Source organism: Mycobacterium sp. URHB0021 (assembly GCF_054057895.1).
In genome coordinates, this window is the sequence record NZ_JBSRZT010000002.1 from 5,989,543 (window position 1) to 6,013,133 (window position 23,591).

Genomic DNA, 23,591 nt, shown 5'->3' on the forward strand with positions numbered 1-23,591 from the left:
CCGTCCGGCTCTCAGCTCGAAAAGAACTCAAGCAGGCTGCGGTTGAAGTCGGCGTTTCGCTCGATCATCGACCAGTGTCCGCAGTGCGAATAGACGGACAGATCGGCGTTGTCGATGAGCTCCATCAACCGGAGCGACGTCTGGACCGGTATGACCTGGTCCTCGCGTCCATGAACGATGAGTGTTCGGTGCGGCAGTCGTCGAATGTCTTCATCAGGGGTGCACATCGCCTCCACCCACCGCTGGCGCGGCGCCGGAAACATCGACGAGAACGATTCCTGGAATCCCGGCTGGATGCTGCCTTCGTAGCGCACCTGGGCGAGTTCGTCGTTCACCAGCTCGCGCGAATAGGCGAACACGTCGAGCACCTTGCGCATGTTTTCGAAGGAGGCTTCGTATCCCCACACGCGCTCGAGGCCCTCGGTGATCGGGAAGGGCACCCCCATGCTGCCCATCAACACCAGTTTGTCGACACGGTCGGGATGCTGGGTGGCGATCCATAGCGCGATTGACCCGCCGAAACTGTTCCCGACCAGGCTGGCCTTCTCGATTCCGAGCGTGTCCATCAGACCGACGACCTGATCCGCCCATGTCTGCAGTGAGTAATCGATATCCTTGGGCCGCTCCGAGTAACCGAACCCGACCATGTCGGGTGCGATGACGCGGAATTTGGTTGCCAAGGCGGGCATTACGAGGCGCCAGTTCGCATACGACGTCACGCCCGGGCCTGAACCGTGGATCAGCAGCACGGTTTTATCGCCGGAACCATCCTCGAGATAGTTCGTCTCGATTCCGTTTGCGATTGCAGTGGCGCCGATCTCCGGCTTCGTCGTAGCTGTCATGTTGCTCTCCGTCTACAGTTGCGTTGTTCTGCAGTGTTTCTCGACCGCCCGCACAGGCGGGTCAGTCGTAATACCGAAAGACGAGCTCGGCTACACAGCACGGCTTCGGCGAATCTTCGATCTCATACTTCAGGCGGTAAATGGCTTCTGCCCCGCCCTCCAGCTCGTTCACCTCTGTCAACTCAACATGCATCCGGCTCCGTGAGCCCACTTTCAGCGGCGCCGGGAATCTCACTTTGTTGAGTCCGTAGTTCAGGATCACGTTGAATCCGTTGACGACGCATACCGACCAGAGCAGCCCCGTCGCGGTCCCCAAGGTCAGGAAACCGTGCTGAACTGTCGTTCCGAATGGACCCTTCGCGGCGCGTTCGGGATCGATGTGAATGTACTGCTCGTCACCCGTCAGCTTGGCGAAGGTGTCGACATTCTCCTGTGTGGTCTCGACCCAGTCGCTGACCCCGAGCACCGTGCCGACGCGCTCACGCAGCCCGGCAAGTCCCTCGAGGACGAGCGGCTGCCGCGTCTCACCTGGTGCGGCATCAACACTCATTGATTTGATCCTTCGTCAGCCCGTCTGCGTGAACGCGCTCCGCCTGCGCTGTCGCGAGTCAAACACCCGCAGTAGTCGAGTCGCCAGCGCCAAAGGGCCTCTTTCCACCCAGCGAGAGGGCGGCCTGGATGGCGCTCGGGCCCGACTTCGCGGCACGATCTCCGGCCGCCCGACTCCGAAGCGCCGAGACTAGGCGACGACGAGGATGACGGCGACCATTGTCCACGCGGCCAAGCCGAGGACCAGCAGTCGGTGGCCCGGGAACCGGCGAACGAAACGCGCGTTGACCAAGCCAAGCGGGGATCATCCCATCGGCGTTGCGCGCGAACACCAGGCTGAACTGAGTCGCCGACAGGCGACCGCCTCCTGCATGTCCCACCGCCGCCCCGCGTCGACAGCGCCCAGCGCCCGCGCCTTCCTGGCTCGCCCCTTTCCGAACGTGACAGTAGGTGGGGTCACCGCCAACCGCCCTTCGGTGTGTCGGGGCGACCCGACATCTGGGTGCCGCACGCGGTCGACGTCCGACGGACCGCAGGCCATTTCTCCGCCGGTTGTGACTCGATCGTTAATTTCTGGGCGGAGGGAACGGAATAAGTGACATCATGATGAATGGCGACGGCGTGTGAGATGGGTCACATTTCATGATTGCAAGGGGGGCGTGTGGCGGGTAACTCGACCGAACCCGGTCAGTCTGTGACCAGCAGAGTCTCCGCAATTCTGCTCGCCTTCACCGACTGCGATGAGCGTTCGTTGACCGAAATTGCCAGGCTCGCCGGGCTGCCCGTCTCCACCGCGCACCGCCTCGCCATCGAGTTGGCTACCCGGGACCTGCTCGAGCGGGACGATGACGGTCACTACCATGTCGGATCGCCGCTTCGTCGAATCGGCACGGCCGAATGGCGGGCGCCGACCCTGGTCGAACGCGCATCGTGCGTCCTCGAGGACCTGACGCGGGCCATTCACCGTCCGGCGCGTCTGGGCGTGCTGTCAGGCAGCGAGGTCAAATACGTCGAGAAGAGACCGAATTGTCCAGTCACCAGTTTCGACGTCAATGCGACGTTGCCCGCACACGCGACAGCACTCGGCAAGGTGCTGTTGGCATTCTCCCCGGCACGCATCACCGACGGCCTGCTCGCGAAGGGGCTCACGCAGTTCACCCGTTACACGATCGTGGCCCCCGAGAAGTTCCGGCATAACCTCGCCACCATTCGGCAGGCGCACATCGCGGTGTCGTCGGGTGAACTCGAAATCGGAAACCACGGTGTCGCGATGCCGGTGTTCGCCGACGGAAAAGTGCTCGCAGCGATAGAAGTTCAGGTGGGCGATCCGCAGATCGATCTCGCCAGAGTCTCCCCCGCCCTGGCGGTGGCATGCGGCAGCCTGTCACGTGAACTCAGCACAGTCACAAAGGGACGCGCAGCGGTCGACCAGCTTGCTGCGGTCCATCCCCCGCAGAATGGCGGCTTCACGCCCATGGTTCGCACGGCCTCGAGCCGCTGATCTTTCACTACGTCGTCGATGGTTGCCGCGCGCCGTTCTCGGATGAAAGCGTGCCGGCCGCCGCCGAACCCTGAACACCGATCTCGTCGATCGCCTGATCGAGCGTTATCGTGCGGTGCGCTCGGTTCTTCGTGAACCAGAGCGAGCGGCCCCACGAGTAGAGGGTGCCGAACCGGTTGCCCCAGCCAATCAGATACAAGACGTGAATGAACGTGCAGTCGGGTTCGACCTGGATGCGGCCGGCTCGATCGGTCTCGGCACCGGTCGACGAGGCGAGTATTTTCGCGAGCGGGGACGCCTGGACACCTGCGGCCCACACTTTGGTCCTGGCTTCGATGCGCTCTTCACCATCGTCGTTCCGTACGGTGATGCCGTCGGCGTCTATCTCGGTGGCCTTCGTGGCGCACCGCACTTCGACACCCATCCGTTCGAGCGTCCGCGTGGTGTATCGCTGAAGGCGCTCGTCGAACGGACCTAGAACCGCTGGACCGGCCTCGATGAGCACAATCCTCGCCTGACGCGTATCGATCTCACGGTAATCGCCGGGCAGGACACCATGCGCGAGCTCGGCAATCTGGCCGACGACCTCGACACCTGTCGGTCCCGCCCCCACCACGACAAACGAAAGAAAAGCGTCGCGTTCCGCCCGGTCAGTTGCCAGCTCGGCCATTTCGAACGAACCCAAGATGTGATTCCGGAGGTGCCGAGCATCCTCCAGCGTCTTCATTCCGGGCGCGAATTCGGCCCACTCGTCGTGCCCGAAATACGCATGGGTTGCACCGGCCGCGACCACCAGGGTGTCGTACGGAAGCGTTATTCGCGCTCCGTCCGGCGCAAGTGCCGAAACGCTTCGCGTTTGCAGGTCGAGGTCCACGACTTGGCCGAGCACCACCTTGGTGTTCTTTTGTTTCTGCACGACGCGGCGCAATGCCGGCGCTATCAAGCCCTCGGGCAGGATGCCGGTCGCAACCTGATAGAGCAACGGCTGGAAAAGGTGATGGCTTGTCCGGTCGATTATCGTCACGTCGACATCGGATTTCGCCAGAACTCTGCTGACGTTCACGCCACCGAAGCCACCGCCGACCACGACGACCTTGGGACGCGTGCGTATTGCCGGGCTGGCATCCAGGCGACGCCTCCTCGAGAGCGCTTCTACGTCGTGCGCGGTGCGGCGAAGAACCTCAACTACTTCAGACGATCCTTCAGAGCGCCGAGGTATGCCTGCGACGTTTCACGCATGAGGTCGGCCTGCGTTGACACCAGCGTTTCGACCCAGTCGGAATTGAGCTCCTTTGCGGTGTCTTCCTCCAGCTTGAGCACACCGTTGAGCATCTTCTCGTAAGCCTCCAGCCATACGAGGCCGTTTTCCTTGCTCAACGCGAGCACCCGATCACTCGTCTTCTTGATGCGCTCCGCTGCGGCCTCGACATCCGGGGTGAAGTTCGGTGTCTGAGTCATTCGCGTCCTCCTTGGGTGGTTTCCGTTGTCCGTAACTCTTGACGGCACAGGGGCAGCGTTGCGAACTGCGTGAGCCGGCAGAGCGTGGGTGTTGACAAGGGCTCAAGCGGAGTCTGGCATCCCCCATGAGGGGGCGATAGGTCTTGGCGACGAAGTTCCACCCAGCAAGAAGGCCGTGCCCCGGACGGGCTCGCACGACCACCATGGACTTCGAAGCGAGGGATGTGAAGGGAATTGGATGCGCACACACGAGTCCAACGACGGCCCACCGGCCGGTCCAGACAGCACCCGTCCCACGGCGATCGATGTGCACAACCATGCGATGCCACTGCCGCTGCTCGAGTGGCTCGAGCGCGCCGGACTGTCGGACCTGTCGAGGATCTCCGACGGCATAGTCCTGCTCGATCCGTCGGTGAGCGGTGTCGGTAAGAACACGCCGCTCCCCCTCGCCCGCTCCCAGTACGACCCTCACACCCGGCTGGCCGAGATGGACGACATCGCGGTGTGGGCGCATACGGTGTCCATGCCACCATTCCTGTACTGCTCCAGTTCCGAAGACGGAAAGCTTGTCACCACAACCATCTCGCGGGGCAACGACGAACTCGCCGGTTACGTCGCCGAGGGAGCCGGCCGGCTGTACGGCCTCGGGTCGGTCCCACTCGGCATCCCTGAGGCCGCGGATGAGGCCCGCCGCTGCCTCGACGACCTCGGATTTCCCGGCGTCGCCATCGGCACTCGCGGTGGCGGCAGGGAGCTCGATGACCCAGTGAACGAGGATCTTTGGGCGCTGCTGGCCGAGCGAAACGCGTTCATCTTCGTCCACCCCAGTGGGGTTCCTGACGCACACCGGCAGCGCGATTTCTATCTCCCCCAGCTCGTCGGCTACCCGGCGGAGACGGCGATCAGCATCGCCCGCATGATCTATGGCCGAGTGTTCGAACGTTTCGACCTGTCCATGTGTCTGGCGCACGGTGGCGGCTGCCTGCCATGGCTGCGTGGTCGACTCGACCTGGGCTGGAAGCGCAAGGACGTCGCTCACACCACTGAGATCCCACCGAGCGAATTCTGTAAGCGGCTGTACTACGACACCGCGGTATTCGACCCAACGCTGCTATCTCACCTCGTATCGGACATGGGCGTCGATCGGGTCCTCCTCGGCACCGACCACCCGTTCGAGTTAGGCGACACCGATCCAGTCGCGACTGTGTTGTCACTCGGTCTTGATGCAGACGATGCCGAGAAAATCCTCTGGCGCACAGCGGATTCCCTGCTCGGCTCGCCCATGTCAGCGCAGCAGCCTACGGTCCGCTCCGCCGAACATCGGCGGTGACGGCGATGGACGGTTTGTTGTTCGCTGTCTGCAATTCGGGTCGACGACACTGGCGATGGAGGCGTGCTCGCCTTCTTCCTCGGTGTTGAGCAATAAGGTCCCCGTGGTCGGATCTCTCACACATACCTGCGGGCGATGCCCTCCGGCGCGGCCCTGATCATCGGGATCGTGGCGTAGCGCCAGGCACGACGCCAGCACACCGAGGTGATGCGCGCTTCGCTCCGGTTCAGCCTGTTCCTGGCGCTCGCCGCCGGCATCGGCATGACGATCATCGGCGATATGCAAGGCAAGGTGGACGACCGAGGTCAGCCCATGAAGATGGCTGCGACGGAGGCCGTCTGGGACTCCTTGCTACATACGATCGGTCCGTCCCGCCGCCGTTAATGCCACGTCGTCGTCAATGCAGGCTAGGCTTCTCAGTGAGCACTCTCAGGCAATGGGAGCGAATACGAGGCACCCCCACCTCCACATGCGAACCTCGTCTCCAACAGATGAGGACTGGCCGTGGCAGGAAATTCCACCGATGCTGGACGATCTGTCACCAGCAAGGTGACCGCGATCTTGATGGTATTCACCGACGATGGCGTACACACGCTGACCGAGATTGCCAGCTCAGCACATCTACCTACATCGACCGCGCACCGTCTGGCCTCAGAACTGGTCGCCTGGCGTCTCCTCGAGCGAACCGAGGAGCGCCACTACCGAATCGGTTTGCCGTTGCGAATAATCGCCAGCGAGTACGCGCAGTCCGAAGTCTTCTCGTACGCACAGACCGTGACGCGGGCCCTGCCGATGCTCGATGACCTGTCACGAGCCACCCGCAGCGAGGTGCGGCTGGGCGTACTGCGTGGCTCACAAGTCCTCACGTTGCGGCCGCAATCACCGGACGCCACCGGAAGCACGCGCGCCGCGAAACTCCTCCACGGTCTCCTACCGGCTCACGCGGCGGCGGCGGGCAAAGCACTGCTCGCCTTCTCTCCACCAGGGATAGTCAACCGCGTCATCGCCGATGGGTTGCCCGCGTTCACCCGGCACACCATCACCTCACCCGATGTCCTGCGCCAGCGTCTTTCGGTCATCCGGCTCACGCAGGTCGCGACGTCACGCAACGAACTCGAGTGCGGCAAAGCGGCCATTGCGATGCCGATCTTCTACGGCGGAGGCCGCGTCGCCGCCGCCATCGAACTCGCCGTCCGAGATCTGGGCAGCGAATCCAAGCCGGCCGCAGACGCGCTATCCGTTGCGTGTCACAGTCTCTCGCGCCAACTGGCCACCGAGTTTCACGCAACGGGACACCGAGACGGCCACCCGGCCCGCAGGCGAGAGGGTCAAGGGTAGATCTGGCAGTCCTGGACCAGTCGGCGATCCTTGGCTGAGCGCGGTTGCGGCCTCAGGCCGGACCAGACGATGGATTGCCTCGCGCGCCACCGTCGACGTCGAAAGCCCGCGACTGACCGCGAGCCGCTCCAACTCCTCGTGCTGCTCGGGGGGAATAAGCAACACCTGCAGGGTCTTGGTGAATTCCGACATGTCTTTCCCGTCTACGTGCGCGCACGCAGCATCAGTCTGATCATGGTCGAGCCTCGACGGCGATGATCGAACTTGCATCCGTCGCTCTACCGTTGGCGATTCGCGAGCGAACCCAGATGTACGGGGCGAGTCGAGCGCGCCAGCTGCCGATGCCTCAGCCCCTTCCCTCTTGTGTTCCGCTCTCCGGAACACTTCGCTCGCTTAGAACCGCCGCTAACTGGGAACCTCTGTGTAACAGATGAGGAGTGCCGCATGGCGGGAAACTCGACCGATCCCGGACGGTCGGTGACCAACAAGGTCACTGCGATTTTGATGGTGTTCGCCGATGGTGACGTGCACACGTTGACCGAGATCGCCGCTTCCGCGGCGCTGCCGACGTCGACCGCGCATCGCCTCGCCTCGGAATTGGTCGCCTGGCGTCTTCTCGAACGCACCGAGGAACGCAGTTATCGGATCGGCTTGCCTTTACGAATGATCGCCAGCAAATACTCCGAGTCGGGCGTCTGCTCGACTACGCAGATCGTGATGCGGGCGCTGCCGGTGTTGCACGAAGTGTCAAGGGCCACCCGCAGCGAGGTGCGGCTGGGCATTCTGCGTGACTCAGAGGTGCTGACATTGCAGCCGCGGACCAACCGGTTCTCCGAACGCGTGCACGCCGAGGGCCTTCTGCACGCTGTCGTACCCGCACATGCCGCCGCCTCGGGTAAGGCGCTGCTCGCCTTCTCTCCACCAGGCGTCGTTGACCATGTCATCGCGGCGGGATTGCCCGCGCTCACCCGCCATACCATCACCTCGCCCGACGTCCTGCGGCGGAAACTCTCGGTCATCAGGCTCACGCAGGTCGCTACCTCGCGCAATGAACTGGAATGCGGCAAAGCGGCCATTGCGATGCCGATCTTCTACGGCGGAGGCCGCGTCGCCGCCGCCATCGAACTCGCCGTCCGGGATCTGGGCAGCGAATTGAAGCCGGCCGCAGGCGCGCTATCCGTTGCGTGTCGTAGTCTCTCGCGCCAACTGGCGACTGAGTTTCACGCAACGGGACACCACCCGGCCCGCAGTTGGAAACCCGCGCTGGACTAGCGCCGCCCGACCGAGGTGAACGCGACTCAACTCCGAACATGTTCTCGTCCGGCAATTTTCCCGATTCAGGAGCCGTGCTGAGCACACGTCCGCACGCGTGCGGCGATCGGCGTTCAGTGCTCGGACAGTGCGGCGCTCCCACGAAAGGGCCGAGGTGTCCAGCGTCGACCAACTCACGCGATATGTACTCGGCTGGAGTCGACAGCAAGTCGGCAAGCGCCCACATGTACCCCCGCTCAGACCACCGCGACACTGCGCCGTCTCGGCCAACACGGCAAGGCACCGGCAGCGATCGATGCCCATATTTCGATTGGCGCCCAAGCGAACTGGCCGGCGATCAACGTGGGCAGACTGGCCGGCACGCGACAACCCTCGGGGAATATAGACGAACAGCGGCTTTCCGGCGGCAATCGGAACAGATGCTCTTCGAGCCGCCGGAAGTGCCGGTGCACGTTCGATGGAATCACTTCAGCAGGTCGCGCGCGGCCTTCGTGTAGGCGTTCGTCACCTCGGTGATAACCGCGGCCTGCGACTTAGCGAGGGCCGAAACCCAGTCCACCTTGGTGGAGTCGGCGACCTTCTGGCCGAAATCCAGCACGCTGTTCACCGTCTGCTCGTACGTATCGAGCGAGATGGTCCCGGTTTGCTTTGCCGCGGCGAAAACCTTCTCATTCAGTTCGCGAATCCGCTCGGTGGCCGCCTCGAAATCAATGTCGAGGGGTTTGATGGTTGATTCTGTGGCTGTGGTCATTGTCGTTCCTCCTGTTCGTACCATGGCCCTCTGCAGGCCGGCTGCTAGCTACGTTAGCACGAAACCTGCTAACACAGCTATTTGTGATCCGGCTCACGAATACCGCACTCGGGAAAACTTTCGGCGGCGACCAGGGCCGGCGGGCCCGCTCTTATCACGAGATGCATTGCGTGCGTTTCATTCTCGCTATTCGGCGCCGTGGTTCCCCGATGTCTTGCGTACCCGGTTTGCGTCGATGAAACTTCGGTGGATCTCCGCCATCGCCCGACGTTGGGCCGGCGTGAGTTCGGGTGCCGCCGCGATCGCATCCGCGAGATCGGAGTGGGTTTGATCATCGGTTGAGGTCGCCGGCTCGACATAACCCGCGCGCCGGTAGAGCTCTTCGACCGACAGATCCAGCGATGCGGCCAGTGCCTCGACCACCGCCTCAGAGGGTGCCCTCAATCCCCGTTCGATCTGGGAGAGATACGGGTTGGAAATTCCGACAGACTTGGCCAGCTGACGCAGTGGCAACGCCGCGAGCTCGCGCTGTTCGCGGATGATCGCCCCCAGCAGACTCTGTGGTCTGTCTTGATCCACGTCGTGAGACTAGCTCATGTCCCAATTCGGCTATTGCGCTCCAGCGCACCCGCACGTTCGCCGCTAGAACCAGCCCTTGCGCTTCGCCCAGACCAGCAGTGTCGTCGACATGGCCAGCATGATGGCCAGTGTGATAGCGAGCAGGATCCAATGCGTCTCACCGTTGACGATCAGGTTCATGCCCAGCACCGAGGACAGTGCCGTGATCGGCAGCGTGACTGCGGCGATCACCGCGAGCCGTTCGGCCGCGATGGTCATCTTCGTGTTCGTCCGCGCCTGATAGAACTCGATCGTTCCATGCAGGTATGCCTTTTGCGTTTCCGCCATCACCGACAGATGGTGGAACTGATCGACAGCGTCCAGGAGCAGCGATTGCCCGTGGCCCGGGCCGCAGGCCGTGATGGTCACCATCCGGCTGTACACCTCGCGGCTCAGCGCGGACATGGTGCTGACCGTGAGCAGACCGTGCCGCGCCCGGAACATCTCATCGAGAAACGATTCCGGATCGCCGAAGTGATCGCCGGTGACGCGTTGCTCGAGCGCCCAGACATCCTTGGTCAACTCCGCGGTGTACGCGCGAAGGCGCCCGGTCAATGCCGTGAGCAACGCATAGGATAGCTCGAATGCCTTGTCCGGCTTGAGCTTGCCGCTTGAGAGTCGCGAAAGTACCGTGTCCACCTCGACCATTGCCGCAGCCGGGTCGACCGCTGGGTTGAGCGGGCCGTGGACGGTGACAAGGTACCGGTCGCCGATGAACTGGTCGAGCTCGACATAGTGCACATGGCCGCCGGCGCCGGGCTGCGGTGCGTGCAGCACCAGGAACAGATGGTCGTCGTAGCGATGGATCTTGGGCACCTGATTCCGATTTGCCGAGTCCCGGACCGCGAGCGGGTGGAACCCGAAAACCGTGCTCAACGTGTGCTCGGCCAGCTCGTCCCACACCGGTACGTCGACCCAGACCAACCCGTCCGTCCGCGCGAGCAGCGTGCGTAGGTCCGCGACGTCATACAAATCGACTCCCGCAGGAGTGACGAAACGGACATGCATGCTGGCCTCCTGGATGCGCCCTTGCACCCGGGTTCGTATTAGCACGTCTCAGTCCGGATACCTCCACGATTGGCGATGCGATCCACTGGATGAACGTGCGGCTCAGATATCGCGACTCGCGAGAACGCGGGACACACTCAGCGCAGCGGTGTGGACGGCTGGGGCGACCCGTCGGATGTCGACCTTCCCGGCCCACCCCGACGCCGAAATCGCAGCGACAGGAACGTTTTCGGCATCAAGAATGGCGCTCGCGACACACACGACCCCGGCGGCGGATTCCTCGTGTTCATACGCGATCCCGTTGACTGCCGCCCGCCGAAGCTGTTGCCTCAGGACATCAGCGTTCCGGATTGTCCGGGGTCCCACGGCCACGAGTCCGGCGGCGATCGCTCGGTCGATCACATCCGGATCCGAAACGGACAGCAGCGCTTTCCCCACGCCCGTTGCGTGAGCGGGTAGCCGGCCGCCCACCTTCGACGGCAGACGCGGAGCGTCTTCACGGTGCAGTATCTCGACGTAGACCACCTCGGTGCCGTCCAACACCGCAAGGTGAATCGTCTGGCGCGTTGCTTCCCGCAGATCAGCCATGAAAGGCAGCGCCACCTGGCGCACTGAACGCCGCCGAGAGGCGCGCTCTCCCCACTCGAACATCTGCAACCCCAGCCCGACTTTCTGGGCTTTGCGCTCGAGGAAGCCCTCTTCGTGCATCTCCTTGACCAGTCGGGACACCGTCGATTTCGGCAGTTCGGTACGGCGGGCGATTTCGTTGACGCCCAGATACACGTCTCGGGCACGGAACGCGTTGAGCACGGCCGCGAGTCGGCGAACCACCGACGTCGACGAGTCGTCGTCCTGTAATGAGGTGTTCCGCACAGTGGAACTCACCCGTTGAGTATGTCGACGGGATGCGACATAGATCAAGCGACCGTCAGGCCGCCGCCGTTGCTATTTGTCATCGCCCGGGCCTACCGGGTGTAACTCAGCTGGAATCGACGCGACCGCTGGCACGGCATGGCTACGAGGGCTTCCAGCACCTCGACCGGCGGCTGCACGCGCAGCCGTTCACGGTCCTCCGCCGACAACCTCGCCAGTTCGGCATCCCACGCGCTCAGTACGTCCTTGGCAGCCACGCTGTTGAACCGGCTGATCGACAGCCTGAACCATCCGTACAGCGCCAAACACAAGGCGACCAGGACAGCAATCGACATGACCACGGCCGCGATATCGGTGAGCATCGGAACCTTCCAGGCCGGACGATAAATTCTCTCTGCGTTCCATATCAGCAACCCGTGAGTAGCGAATTTTATTGCTGTCGGTTCCATCACGGCGTCGGCCGACTGTGTCCTCGGTCATGTCCACTGACTCGCTTCGAGTGGTCGGCAACGAGCAGATCAGGCTACGAGGGCCTGGTAGACGAGCTGGCGCAGGTGTTGGCGGATGGGATGGGTACTGGAGGGCAGCAGTTGGGTGAAGAACAGCGTCGTCAGCTCCTCGGCCGGGTCGACCCAGAAGGCGGTACTGGCCGCCCCGCCCCACGCGAACTCGCCCGGACTCGACAACGTCTTGGCCTTCACCGCATCCTTCAACACCGAGAAGCCGAGCCCGAACCCGAAGCCGTTGAACGGCATCTCCGCGAACAGCGGCCGCCCATAGGCCTCCAGATCCACGTCACCGGGAAGGTGGTTGCTCGTCATCAGCGCCACGCTGCGGGGGCTCAGCAACCTCACTCCGTCCAATTCGCCTCGGCGCAATAGGAGTTGGGTGAACCGGTGGTAGTCCGGCGCGGTGGACACCAAGCCGCCGCCGCCCGACAGGCACGCCGGACGGCCGTGGCCGACCGCGCCGAACGCGTCGTGCCGGATCGCCTTTCGTGTGCGTGGCTGCGGCACGTACAGCGCAGCGAGATCCTCGCCGTCGGCACCGAACGATGTGTCGTCCATGCCGAGCGGCGAGAAGATCCGCTGCAGGAAGAACTCATCGAGCGGTTGCCCGGACACCACTTCGACCAACCTGCCGAGCACATCCGACGAGACCGAGTAGTTCCATTCGCTGCCCGGCTGGAATACCAGTGGCAACTGCGCCCATCGCTCGACGCAATCCGCCAGATCAAGGCCTGCGGGCGTGCCCCATTCGAACCCGGCGGCGCGGTACATCTCATCGACAGCATGTGCGTGGTGGAACCCGTAGGTCAGTCCCGAGGTATGGGTGAGCAGGTGCCACAATCGGATCGGCTCGACCGCCGGCTCGGTGAGCGGGTTGAGGGCGGGGCCTTTGACGTAAACCCGTGGTTCGGCGAATTCGGGTAACCACCGGGCTATTGGATCGGTGAGGTCGAAGGCGCCCTCTTCGAAGAGCATCATCGCCGCGACCGAGGTGATCGGCTTGGTCATCGAGAAAAGGCGCCACAGGGTGTCGACCTCGACCGGTCGCCCGGCCTCGACGTCGGCGTGCCCACACCGCGACAGGTGGACGACCTTGCCGCGGCGGGTGACCGCGATCAGCCAGCCGGGCAGCTGACCTTCCTCGACGTACCGGGCAAAGTGTCGGTCGATCCGCTCGAGCCGGCCGGCGTCGAACCCGACTTCCGCCGCTTCCGTGTCCACCTTCAACTCCATGGCCATGGGGGCATCATCGACGTGCCGTCAGCGCGCCGTCAACGCGGCTGCCCCGCAGGAGCCGACCGGCCCGGTGAGTTTTCCCGCGAACCGTCTCCCGATCAGCGGGAAAGAACCCGCATGGGCGTCGACACCAAGACACCATGGACCCACGGAGCCAATGACTATTACCCCTCAGGAGTCACGATGGCGGTGCGGAAGTCCATCAACATCGCCGGATCAGGGCCCACGATCGAGGCATCCATCCATGAGGCGATAGACCGCGCGTACACCACGCTTGAGGGGTTCACTCGGTTCGAGGTCACCAAGATCAGCGGCGATTTCACCGACTCGGGCCCGGTGTTCGACGTGGAGCTCACCATCTGGTTCACGCTCCTCGAACGGATGCACGAGTGAACCGAACATGGTGACGACCGCGCCGGAATTGCGTGGCCAAACCCAACCCGACGGCATCGGGTTGGCCACGATGCCCGTCGGGATAAACCACATCGAAAGCGTCAACGTCTACATCATCGAAGACGGCGACGACGTGACCCTGGTGGACTGCGGCATGTGGCATCCCGGCGAGCCCGACGACGGGCTGTCCGTACTGCGTCACGCGCTCCACACCCGAGGCTACGTGGTCGACGACATCGCACGCATCATCGTCACCCACGCGCATATCGACCATTACGGTATGGCCGGCAGACTCATGGAACTGACCGGCGCGGAACTGCTCATGCACGCCATGACAGACCTGGACTGCGAAAAGTACCGGCATCCTGAGACCGCCCAGGCGCGAAAGCGCGATACCTACAGTGACCACGGTGTGCGCAAGAACGAGGTGGCCGCCTTCGCCGACACCCTCGTCGCCTGGCTGCCGTACCTCCATTCCGTCGTCGAAGCCTCCACCCGACTGAACGGGGGTGAGGTCCTCTCTATCGGCACTAGACAGTGGGAAGTCCTCCACACTCCAGGCCACTCACTCGGCCATATCTGCCTGTGGTCACCGACTGACAAGCTGCTCTTCTCGGGCGACCACTTGCTCCCGGCCGTCACTCCGCCTGTCACATTTGAGCGCGGATTCGACAAGGATCCTCTCCGCAGCTATCTGGCATCCCTGAAGCTCGTCGCCGAGCGCGGCCCGATGCTGGTGATGCCGGGACACGGCCGCGCGTTCGCCGACGGCAGACGCCGAGTCGACGCCATAATGCGCAACAAGCAACGGCGGCTCGACGCCATCCATGCGATGATCCGCAGCCACCCTTGCACCGTCCGAGAGATCGCCGAAGTTCAGGTCGCCAAGGCCCTCTTGAAGTTTCAATGGAATCTGGCGATGGCTGAGACGCTCGCACATCTGGCCTACCTGCGGTGGCAGGGACTGATTGAACGACGAACTCGCGAGGACGGAGTGTACGAGTGGTACTCGACCGATGAGCCGTCGGACTGAGTCGGCGCAGTCGGCCGGTGTCATCGGCGCGGCGACGGCCGCTGGGTGGCGCGCACTGTTCTCCGGGGCCGACCTGTTCCACACGCTTGAACCGTCACGCTCTGCACGGGCGGTCAGTACCCACAATCTTGCCCAGCGGGAACCATGGCTCGGGAAGGTTTCTGTCGATGAGAATGACCTCTACAGGGTGAGCATGGACAAGGGGCCAGTATGACGGCGACGACTGCGGTTGAGGACACCGGCGTATCGCGATCGGAGGTGCGTCGGGGAGACAAGCTCCGCGGGCGCGTTGCCTTCGTGACGGGTGGTACCCGGGGAATCGGTGCGGCGATCAGTAAGAGCCTGGCCAGTCAGGGCGCAACGGTAGCTGCTGGGTATGGCAGGAACACTGAGCAGGCGCAGAAGTTCCTCGCCGAGTTGTCGGCAGCCGGTAACGGCACCGAGGTCAGCGTCCATCAGGGCGATGTCGGCTGCGGGGACGACTGCCGGCGAACAATCCAGGAGGTCATCGACCAGCACGGCCGCCTGGACATCCTGATCAACAACGCCGGCATCACGATTGACAAGACGGTGGCCAAGATGACCGAAGACGAATGGAACAAGGTCATCGGAGTCAATCTGTCCGGGGCGTTCTTCCTTGCCCAGGCCGCGTTGGCGCACATGCTCGAGCGCGGCAGCGGCCGAATCGTCATGGTCTCCTCTGTGATCGGTGAGACAGGTGCGATAGGTCAGGCGAACTATGCGGCTTCCAAGGCCGGGCTGTTCGGCCTGACGAAGACACTGGCACGCGAAGCCTGTTTCCAGATGGGGCGCGCGGGCAAGCTGGCGGACAACGGTATCGGCGTCACGGTCAACGCAGTCACTCCGGGGTTCGTGGCGACGGAGATGGTCGAGTCCATCCCCGAGAAGATCCTCGACCGAATCAAGGGCGGCATTCCCATGAGCCGGCTCGCCCAACCGTGGGAGGTCGCACGAGTCGTGCATTTCCTGGCTGCGGATGCCTCGAGCTACATCACCGGACAGGTTTGGGGGGTGAACGGCGGTCTTGACATGTGAGATATTTCGGTTGCCTCTCTGTCGCCTCGCGTTACTTCACACTCCGATACTTCGCAGCGAACAGGTGATCGCAAATGCATTCCTATGAAATCAACAAGCATGGCAAAATCGTCTTTCCGTCGAATTGTTTTCCTGATCTCGACTTCTCCACTTTCGAAAGCCTGGAGCAGCTAGATGCGGTAGTCCGGCGCGACTTCGACGCCAAGGCGCCCACAGGGACGGACATCCTTGAGCGGATCAAGACCGGCGCCTACAACAGCAAGTTCGAGCTGATGCGCGATATGGCGCTGAACCTGTTCTGGGCCAATCGTTTCAAAATAACGATGTACGACGTCCAGCCCACCCGGTGGTCCGATGTGCCGCGTAGCCGCGACGACGTCTTCGTACCGATCCTGACGCCGTGGGAGGATCGTGAAACGAAGGTGACCGCGGTGATATCCGCCTATCCCGGTCTTGCGGCGCAGTGGGACGCCGAGGTCGAGGACAGCATCTTCGAGATCCTCTTCGATGTGTTCGGCCATCGTCGGAACCACGCGACGAAGCTGTCGGCCGTCGTACCCACGGTTGCCGATCTGCTCTCTGATCCCAGTAATCAAACTCTGCGGCTTTCTGAATACGACCCCGATTTCCGCCGGTACAGCTACACCGAGATCGTCGACTGCAATGAGGATGTGGCCGAGCTGGAGGCGCTACGCCGCTGGTCGATGGTCCTGCACAACCAGTACCCATGGGATCGTGACAAGGCCACTCTGGTCCCTGTCGAAGAGTTGCACGACGACGACTACGTGGTGGTGTTTCATCCGCGAGACAGCGAGGTCCAACATTTCCTGTCCCGCATCGCTTCGGCGCCCGCCCCGAAGAAGGCCCACCCGGCGTCCCCCCCGGTTTGCGAGCCGATTCGCCCGTACCCGGCGATCGACGTGCGCCATGACCTGGCGGTACAACTCCGCATCATGGCCATCGCCGCAGCGCACGGCGATCTGGTGTGCACCAACGAGGACCTCATCCGCAACAGCGCCTACAACTGGTCCCCCATGTCCGCCGACGACATCGTCGCCAAGACGGGTATCGAACAGCGTCGTTACACGTCGGAGACCCTCGAGGACCTCTCGTTGCGAGCCGCCCGCTCGGCGCTGGCGCACGCTGAGGTGGGTCCAGCCCAGATCGGGGCAGTAATCGTGTGCACCTGCACCAGCTCTCGGCTGCTGCCGTCGGTTGCGACCTGGCTTTCCGGCGCGTTGGGCATCCAGCAGACGCACTGTTCGTTCGACCTCGTCGCCGCGTGTGCCGGCCTCAGCTACGGGCTGGCCGAGGCCGCGAGAGTGCTGCAATTGGTGCAGCGGCCGGTCCTTGTGGTCTGCGCGGAAAAGTTCTCCGACAAGATCGGGAACGTTCGGCCGTCCCGGATGATCTTCGGCGACGGCGCCTCCGCCATTGTCCTCGGCGTCGCACCCGACGGCGCACCGCCGGATATCGAATACATGCAGACGTATGCCAGCGGTCCGGTGAGCCAGGTCAATTCGATCTTGTGGCCCAACCCCGCGTTCGCCAACAATGTCACCGTCTTCGGCCCCGAGGTGAAAGCCCTCGCCGGGCGCTATCTCAGGCAGATGCTTGACGACATCAGGGCCCTGCCCGACCCGGATGGAGTCGCAGAATCGCTTCTGGCCAGCATCGACTTGATCGTCCCGCACCAGGCGAACAAGACCATGGTGATCGACCTCGCGACGGCCGCCGGTCTGTCCGCAGATCAGCTGTATTTCAACATCGAACGGGTGGGCAACGCCTCATCGGCGAGCATTCCGCTGGCGATCGACGACGCGGTCCGCGACGGTGTGATCACCGCGCCCAGCCGGGTCTTCGCCCCGGGGTTCGGCGCTGGCGCGGTTGCCGGCTATGCGATTCTGCGAATTGATCCTGCCGTCGTCGCGCCCGCCGATCAGGCGGAGCCGATTCGCGAGTCGGCCACCGATGCTGAAGCGCTCCCCATAACCACCGGGTCCGACGCGGCCCTTGCGTTCGGATAAGCCAATGTCTCGCGCCGAGGAGTTGACAATCACGTTCCCCCGCCGTATCGCGGTGGTTAATCGGGGTGAGGCTGCGGTCCGCCTGATTCGTGCGGTGCGTGAATTGAATGCCGAGTATGGCTGCGGTATATCGACGATCGCTTTGTATACCGAGGCGGAGCGTCGGGCGATGTTTGTCCGTCAGGCTGACGAAGGCGTGATGTTGCGCAGCGTATCGGCGGGCATTGCTTATCTCGATCACGGCGCGCTGGAGCGCGTTCTGGTGGAGTCCAGGGCCGATGCGGTGTGGGTGGGTTGGGGTTTTGTTGCTGAAGACATTGCGTTCGCAGAGCTGTGTGTGCGGTTGAATCTTACGTTTATCGGGCCGGGTCCTGCGGCGATGCGGACGTTGGGCGATAAGGTCGAGGCCAAGTTGTTGGCTGAGAAGGTGGGTGTTCCGCTGGCTCCGTGGAGCGGTGGCCCGGTCGGGACCTGTGAGGAGGCCCGCCGGCATGCCGAGGGCATCGGTTATCCGCTGATCGTCAAGGCCCGTAGTGGTGGCGGCGGGCGCGGCATCCGTAAGGTGTTCTCCCCTGAGGAACTCGAAGTGGCGCTGGAGCGCACGCAGGGTGAGGCTGAGCGCTCGTTCGGCGACCCGGTGGTGTTCCTCGAGCGCCTGGTCACCGATGCCCGCCATGTCGAGGTTCAGGTCATCGCCGACAACTACGGCAATGTGTGGGCTCCTGGAGTGCGTGACTGCTCTATTCAACGCCGGAACCAGAAGGTGATCGAGGAGTCGGCCTCTCCGCTGTTGACCAGGGAGCAGGCCGATCAGCTGCGTAGGGTGTCGGCTGAACTGGTCCGCACTGCTGGATACCGTGGTGCTGGCACGGTGGAATATCTGTACCAGCCGGATCAGAAATCCTTCACGTTCCTCGAGGTCAATACCCGGTTGCAGGTTGAGCATCCGATCACCGAAGTGACCACGGGTATTGATCTGGTCAAGCTGCAGATCTTCGTCGCTGGCGGCGGTTCGCTGGTCGGGGAGTGTCCGGCTGAGTTCGGCCATGCGGTGGAGGCCCGGCTCAACGCCGAGGATGCTGATAACGGGTTTGCGCCGGCCCCGGGCACGGTGCGGCTGTTGAAGTTCCCGCTCGGTTCGGGTATTCGGGTGGATACGGGCGTTGCGCAAGGTGATGTGATTCCCCCTGATTATGACTCGATGGTGGCCAAGATCATCGCCTGGGGTCGCGACCGGAACGAAGCGATGGCGCGGCTGCGCACCGCCCTGCGCGAGACCACTGTGGTCATCGACGGCGGCACGACCAACAAGTCGTTCCTGGTTGAGCTCCTCGACCGCGATGAGGTCATTTCTGCCTCGGCCGACACCGGCTGGCTGGACCGCACCGGTGCTGGGACGGCGAGCGGGCCGACGCCGGTGGCCGACATCGCGCTCATCGCGGCCGCGGTCGAGGCCTATGAAGCCGAGGAGAGCCGCGAACGTGGCGGTTTCTTGGCCTCGGCACGGGGTGGTCGACCGCGGGCCAGCCATGCCATCGGCCAGAAGGTTGAGCTCAACTATCAGGGTCAGGCCTACCAGTTGACCGTCGGACAGATCGGTCCCCACGCCTACCGGGTGGCCGGTGACGGCGGCGGTCTTGTCGTGGAGGTCGAACGGCTCGGCGAATTCGAGAGTCGCCTCAGTCTTGGCGATCAGCGTTTCCACCTTGTCGCGGTCGCGGGCCCGACCGGGTTCCTGGTTGAGGTGGACGGCGTGAGCCACCGGATCAGCCAGGACGAGGCGGGTCTGGTGCGTGCCGGGTCTCCGGCGGTGGTGGTGGCCATGCCGGTGGCGGTGGGCGATGACGTTGAGGCCGGTGCCACGCTGGTGGTCTTGGAGAGCATGAAGATGGAAACCGCGCTGCGGGCACCGGCCGCGGGACGCGTTCGTGAGATCTTGGCTACGGTCAACAATCAGGTCGATGCGGGTGCGGCATTGCTGCGCTTCGATCAGGCCGGTGAGAGCGCGGCGGCTCAGGCCGCGCCCCGGGTTCGGTTCCGTAGCCAGCCCAGAATCGAGGACACCAACCCGCGTGCTGAGGCTCTGGCGCGGCTGGGGGAACTGCGCGCGTCGATCCTGGGCTATGACATGAGCGGGGACCGCGCCCGCCTGCTGCTCGCCGAGTATCAGGCCCTTCGTGGCAGCCTGCCCTTCGATGACCCGGAATTGGTCCAGGCCGAACTCGGACTGCTGGACACCTTCGCCGATATCTGCGAGATTTCGCGCAACCGGCCCACTCTGGACGAAGAGGACACCGACGAGCGCGTCCACAGCCCCCGCGAGCACTTCCATTCGTTCCTGCATTCGCTCGACGCCGACGTGGAGGGGCTGCCAGAGTCGTTTCGGATCAAGATCGTGCGCGCGTTGGGTGATTACGACGTCGAGGCGCTGGACCCCGGACCGGAGTTGGAAGACGCGGTCTACCGGCTGTTCCTGGCGTTGCAGCGGATGGAGAACCAGGTTGCGGTGATCACCGCGCTGCTGGGGCGCTGGCTTAGCGCCGACGACGTCTCACCGGCTTCGACCAGTGCGGTCGGTGAGGTGCTGGAGCGCCTGATCATCGCGACGCAGGTGCGCTATCCGGTTATCGGCGACGTCGCCCGTAATCTGCGGTTCCGTTTGTTCGACGAGCCGCAGATCCGCACGGCGCGCGAGCAGATTCACGACGGCGTGCGCGACGCCCTGCAGTATCTCGCCGACAATCCGGACGCGCCGGACTACGCGGGGCGCATCGATGCCCTGGTCGCGACGCCGGCGCTGTTGATCGATCTTCTGGCGCAACGCATTTCTGATCCCGGCCCGCTGCTGGAGGTCGTCACGCGTCAGTACTACGAGATCCGCGCGCTCGAAAACGTCCAGGTCGTCGAACAGGCCGGTGGCCAGTTCGTCACCGGCAGTTACGAATTGGCCGGACAGCGGCTGCATCTGGTTTCCACTGTGACCGATCGCGAGCGGTTGTCGGCAACGCTGCGCGCCGTCGACGCGATCGCCGGACCCAAGGGGGACAACCTGGTTGCCGACATCTATCTGTCCTGGCCGAACGCGCCCACCGACAGCGACCGACTCTCCGCTGAGTTACGCGATGTTCTTGCCGAGCATCCCAGCGCGACCGGTTGGCGCCGGGTGAGCGTGACGGTGGTCGGCCGCGACCTGCATCAGGTGACATTCCGCCCGGCCCCAGAAGGTGGCATGGCCGAGGACCCGACGATCCGCGACATGCATCCGCTCACCGGGCAACGCCTGGATTTGTGGCGGCTGAAGAACTTCAACGGCACTCGGTTGCCCGCCGCGGCAGGCACCTACCTCTTCCACGTGACGGCCAAGGAGAATCCGTCCGATGAGCGCCTCATCGCGCTGGCCGAGGTTCGTGACGTGACCCCCCATCGAGACGAAGCCGGCCAGATAATCGGGATCCCGGCCATCGAGCGCACCCTGGCCGCGTGTCTGGACGGCATACGCCGGGTGCAGGCCCAGCGCGGCAGCAAGCGGCTCGACAACAACCGCGTCGCGCTTTACGTATGGCCGGTGCTCGACATCCCCGCAAACCGTTTCCCCGCGATCGCCCAACGCCTGGCACCGCTGGCGGTCAACGCCGGACTGGAAGACATCACCATCCTGGCCAGCATCAACGACGATGAGACGTCACAGCCGCGGCGAGTGGCGATCCGCTTCTCCTCCAGCCCCGGCGCCGGGATCGTCGCGAATGTGACCGCGCCGCCGACCGATCCGTTGCGCCCGCTCGACGGATACGCGCAGAAGGTGCAGCGTTCCCAGGCTCGCGGCGTGGTCTACCCCTACGAACTGCTCCCCGGTCTCACCGGCCCCGAAGGCCGGTTCGTCGAATATGACCTCGACGAATCGGGTGAATTTGGACCGGTGGACCGTCCATACGGACGCAACACCGCCGGGCTCATCGTCGGCACGGTGTCGCGACCAACGCCGCGCCACCCCGAGGGAATGACACGCGTCGCGTTGTTCGGTGACCCGACCAAAGCGCTGGGCACGGTGGCCGAAGCCGAATGCGCCCGGGTGGTTGCCGCGCTCGATCTCGCCGAGAAGCTGTCGGTGCCCGTCGAGTGGTTCGCCTTGTCCTCCGGCGCCACCATTTCGATGGACAGCGGCACCGAGAACATGGACTGGGTATCGCGTGCGCTGCGGCGAATCATCACCTTCACCCAGAACGGCGGTGAGATCAACGTCATCGTCGCCGGAATCAACGTCGGCGCGCAGCCGTATTGGAATGCCGAAGCCACGATGCCGATGCACACCAAAGGCATTCTGGTGATGACACCCGACAGCGCGATGGTCCTCACCGGCAAGCAATCCCTCGATTACTCCGGCGGGGTCTCGGCCGAGGACAACTTCGGCATCGGCGGCTATGACCGCGTGATGGGACCCAACGGGCAGGCCCAGTACTGGGCGCCGAACCTTCAGGCCGCCTGCGACATACTGTTCGCCCACTACGACCACGCCTATGTCGCTGCCGGAGAACGCTTCCCACGCCGCGCCGACACATCCGACCCGGTCGACCGCGACGTCCGCGCCTTCCCGCACGACCATCCCTGCAGCGACTTCACCACCGTCGGCGACATCTTCTCGGCCAGCACCAACAAAGACCGCAAGAAACCGTTCGACATTCGCACGGTCATGCGTGCGGTCATCGACCAAGACCATCCAGCACTGGAGCGGTGGGCCGACATGGCCGACGCCGACACCTCCGTGGTGTTCGACGCCCACATCGCCGGCATTCCGGTGTCCGTCATCGGCATCGAGTCGCGAGTCATCCCGCGCAAGGGTTGGGTCCCCGCCGACGGGCCCGACCAATGGACTTCAGGCACCCTGTTCCCGCAATCCTCAAAAAAGACCGCGCGCGCGATCAACGCCGCAAGCAAAAGCCGACCCCTCGTAGTGCTGGCAAACCTGTCAGGCTTCGACGGTTCACCCGAGTCGCTGCGCAACATCCAACTCGAGTACGGCGCCGAAATCGGCCGGGCCATCGTCAACTTCGACGGACCGATCGTGTTCGTCGTGGTCTCGCGCTATCACGGCGGCGCGTTCGTGGTGTTCTCCCAAGCGCTCAACGAGAACATGGAAGTACTCGCCATCGAGGGATCGTTCTCCTCAGTCATCGGTGGCGCACCCGCAGCCGCAGTGGTGTTCACCCGAGACGTGAACAAACGTACCGCCGCAGACCCAGCAGTGCGCGACCTCGAAGCCCAGCTCGCCGCATGCACGGACGACGCCACAAGCGCCCGCCTGCAAGTAAAGCTCGCCGCCACCCGCACCACGGTACGCTCGGACAAGCTCGGCGAGGTAGCAGCAGAATTTGAAGCCGTCCACAACGTGGAACGGGCCCGCCAGGTCGGTTCAGTCCACTCAATCATTCCGGCGGCAGAACTACGCCCCAGCATCATCGCCGCCCTCGAGCGCGGGATAACCCGAACACTGAACGCATTAACCACCGACCCCATTTAAGGGTTGAAGACCGACGCCTTCACACGCTGGCCGTCAATGCCTCGCGATCCGCCGCAGCCCGCACACCGTGCGGAAGCGCTGCGCTCCCGAATCGTGGCACGAGCTCGACGAAACCGTGGATCTGATGCTCCTGCTCGCCAAGCTCGAAGCCAGTGTGAAGGCGCGGCGCTCCGGGCGCGAGGACACCGACGGAGAGATGCCCCGCCGAGAAGGTCCGCCGAAGAGATAGGTAATCCAGCGCCGGGCGCGACTCGCTCAACCCGGCGGCATACATCAGTCCGC

The 23,591-nt window shown here is 63.8% G+C and carries 19 protein-coding genes and 2 pseudogenes; 11 read left to right on the plus strand and 10 right to left on the minus strand.

The genetic code is table 11. The annotated features are described in order from the left end of the window. Nucleotides 1-11: 11 nt before the first annotated feature. Nucleotides 12-842, minus strand: a complete 831-nt coding sequence (locus tag ACVWWN_RS31930; protein ID WP_457147429.1) for an alpha/beta fold hydrolase — start codon at nucleotides 840-842, stop codon at nucleotides 12-14. 61 nt (nucleotides 843-903) lie between these two features. Continuing rightward, complete coding sequence (locus ACVWWN_RS31935) at nucleotides 904-1,392, minus strand: MaoC family dehydratase (protein WP_457147430.1); 489 nt, start codon at nucleotides 1,390-1,392, stop codon at nucleotides 904-906. Nucleotides 1,393-2,085: 693 nt separating this feature from the next. Between ACVWWN_RS31935 and ACVWWN_RS31940 the strand changes: the two genes are divergently transcribed. Next, nucleotides 2,086-2,892, plus strand: coding sequence for an IclR family transcriptional regulator (locus tag ACVWWN_RS31940; RefSeq protein ID WP_457147431.1), 807 nt, complete (start codon nucleotides 2,086-2,088; stop codon nucleotides 2,890-2,892). Between the two features lie 7 nt (nucleotides 2,893-2,899). On the opposite strand, the gene ACVWWN_RS31945 is transcribed toward ACVWWN_RS31940, so the two are convergent. Together ACVWWN_RS31945 and ACVWWN_RS31950 are read right to left on the minus strand one after the other, a co-directional pair. Then, the gene (locus ACVWWN_RS31945) at nucleotides 2,900-3,979 is read right to left on the minus strand and encodes an NAD(P)/FAD-dependent oxidoreductase (RefSeq protein ID WP_457147432.1); all 1,080 of its coding nucleotides are present in this window, start codon (nucleotides 3,977-3,979) and stop codon (nucleotides 2,900-2,902) included. Between the two features lie 98 nt (nucleotides 3,980-4,077). Then, on the minus strand, nucleotides 4,078-4,350 hold the full coding sequence (locus tag ACVWWN_RS31950) for a hypothetical protein (RefSeq protein WP_457147433.1): 273 nt from the start codon (nucleotides 4,348-4,350) through the stop codon (nucleotides 4,078-4,080). A 238-nt stretch (nucleotides 4,351-4,588) separates the two neighbouring features. Between ACVWWN_RS31950 and ACVWWN_RS31955 the strand changes: the two genes are divergently transcribed. The 4 genes and pseudogenes from ACVWWN_RS31955 to ACVWWN_RS31970 all read left to right on the plus strand — a co-directional run bounded on the left by ACVWWN_RS31955 (nucleotide 4,589) and on the right by ACVWWN_RS31970 (nucleotide 8,290). Beyond that, nucleotides 4,589-5,680: an amidohydrolase family protein gene (locus ACVWWN_RS31955; protein WP_457147434.1), complete on the plus strand. Its 1,092-nt coding sequence runs from the start codon at nucleotides 4,589-4,591 to the stop codon at nucleotides 5,678-5,680. A 198-nt stretch (nucleotides 5,681-5,878) separates the two neighbouring features. Next, nucleotides 5,879-6,064, plus strand: a pseudogene (locus ACVWWN_RS31960) (cytochrome ubiquinol oxidase subunit I); the annotation flags it as partial. 120 nt (nucleotides 6,065-6,184) lie between these two features. Next, on the plus strand, nucleotides 6,185-7,018 hold the full coding sequence (locus ACVWWN_RS31965; protein ID WP_457147435.1) for an IclR family transcriptional regulator domain-containing protein: 834 nt from the start codon (nucleotides 6,185-6,187) through the stop codon (nucleotides 7,016-7,018). Between the two features lie 444 nt (nucleotides 7,019-7,462). Then, entirely contained in the window at nucleotides 7,463-8,290 is an 828-nt protein-coding gene (locus tag ACVWWN_RS31970; RefSeq protein WP_457147436.1) for an IclR family transcriptional regulator, read from the plus strand. A 463-nt stretch (nucleotides 8,291-8,753) separates the two neighbouring features. Here the strand turns inward: ACVWWN_RS31970 and ACVWWN_RS31975 are convergent, their stop codons facing one another. From ACVWWN_RS31975 to ACVWWN_RS32000, 6 genes are all read right to left on the minus strand, one after another. Next, nucleotides 8,754-9,041 (minus strand): hypothetical protein, encoded by a 288-nt coding sequence (locus ACVWWN_RS31975; protein ID WP_457147437.1) that lies wholly within the window; start codon nucleotides 9,039-9,041, stop codon nucleotides 8,754-8,756. A 186-nt stretch (nucleotides 9,042-9,227) separates the two neighbouring features. Continuing rightward, nucleotides 9,228-9,620, minus strand: coding sequence for a helix-turn-helix domain-containing protein (locus tag ACVWWN_RS31980; protein WP_457147438.1), 393 nt, complete (start codon nucleotides 9,618-9,620; stop codon nucleotides 9,228-9,230). Between the two features lie 63 nt (nucleotides 9,621-9,683). Further along, nucleotides 9,684-10,667: a magnesium transporter CorA family protein gene (locus ACVWWN_RS31985; protein WP_457147439.1), complete on the minus strand. Its 984-nt coding sequence runs from the start codon at nucleotides 10,665-10,667 to the stop codon at nucleotides 9,684-9,686. Nucleotides 10,668-10,769: 102 nt separating this feature from the next. Next, on the minus strand, nucleotides 10,770-11,552 hold the full coding sequence (locus ACVWWN_RS31990; protein WP_457147440.1) for an IclR family transcriptional regulator: 783 nt from the start codon (nucleotides 11,550-11,552) through the stop codon (nucleotides 10,770-10,772). An 80-nt stretch (nucleotides 11,553-11,632) separates the two neighbouring features. Continuing rightward, the gene (locus tag ACVWWN_RS31995) at nucleotides 11,633-11,902 is read right to left on the minus strand and encodes a hypothetical protein (protein ID WP_457147441.1); all 270 of its coding nucleotides are present in this window, start codon (nucleotides 11,900-11,902) and stop codon (nucleotides 11,633-11,635) included. A gap of 156 nt (nucleotides 11,903-12,058) precedes the next feature. Continuing rightward, nucleotides 12,059-13,288 (minus strand): serine hydrolase domain-containing protein, encoded by a 1,230-nt coding sequence (locus ACVWWN_RS32000; RefSeq protein ID WP_457147442.1) that lies wholly within the window; start codon nucleotides 13,286-13,288, stop codon nucleotides 12,059-12,061. Nucleotides 13,289-13,402: 114 nt separating this feature from the next. On the opposite strand from ACVWWN_RS32000, the gene ACVWWN_RS32005 reads away from it, so the two are divergent. From ACVWWN_RS32005 to ACVWWN_RS32030, 6 genes and pseudogenes are all read left to right on the plus strand, one after another. Then, on the plus strand, nucleotides 13,403-13,678 hold the full coding sequence (locus ACVWWN_RS32005; protein WP_457147443.1) for a dodecin domain-containing protein: 276 nt from the start codon (nucleotides 13,403-13,405) through the stop codon (nucleotides 13,676-13,678). A gap of 7 nt (nucleotides 13,679-13,685) precedes the next feature. Further along, entirely contained in the window at nucleotides 13,686-14,711 is a 1,026-nt protein-coding gene (locus ACVWWN_RS32010; RefSeq protein WP_457147444.1) for an MBL fold metallo-hydrolase, read from the plus strand. 210 nt (nucleotides 14,712-14,921) lie between these two features. Beyond that, nucleotides 14,922-15,767, plus strand: coding sequence for a 3-oxoacyl-ACP reductase FabG (gene fabG / locus ACVWWN_RS32015; RefSeq protein ID WP_457147445.1), 846 nt, complete (start codon nucleotides 14,922-14,924; stop codon nucleotides 15,765-15,767). A gap of 74 nt (nucleotides 15,768-15,841) precedes the next feature. Then, nucleotides 15,842-17,794 carry a 3-oxoacyl-ACP synthase III family protein gene (locus ACVWWN_RS32020; RefSeq protein WP_457147446.1) on the plus strand — a complete coding sequence of 651 codons (1,953 nt, stop codon included), beginning with the start codon at nucleotides 15,842-15,844 and terminating at the stop codon, nucleotides 17,792-17,794. 4 nt (nucleotides 17,795-17,798) lie between these two features. Beyond that, entirely contained in the window at nucleotides 17,799-23,309 is a 5,511-nt protein-coding gene (locus ACVWWN_RS32025; protein WP_457147447.1) for an ATP-binding protein, read from the plus strand. Between the two features lie 100 nt (nucleotides 23,310-23,409). Then, nucleotides 23,410-23,535: pseudogene (locus ACVWWN_RS32030) on the plus strand (Ku protein); the annotation flags it as partial. Between the last annotated feature and the right edge of the window lie 56 nt (nucleotides 23,536-23,591).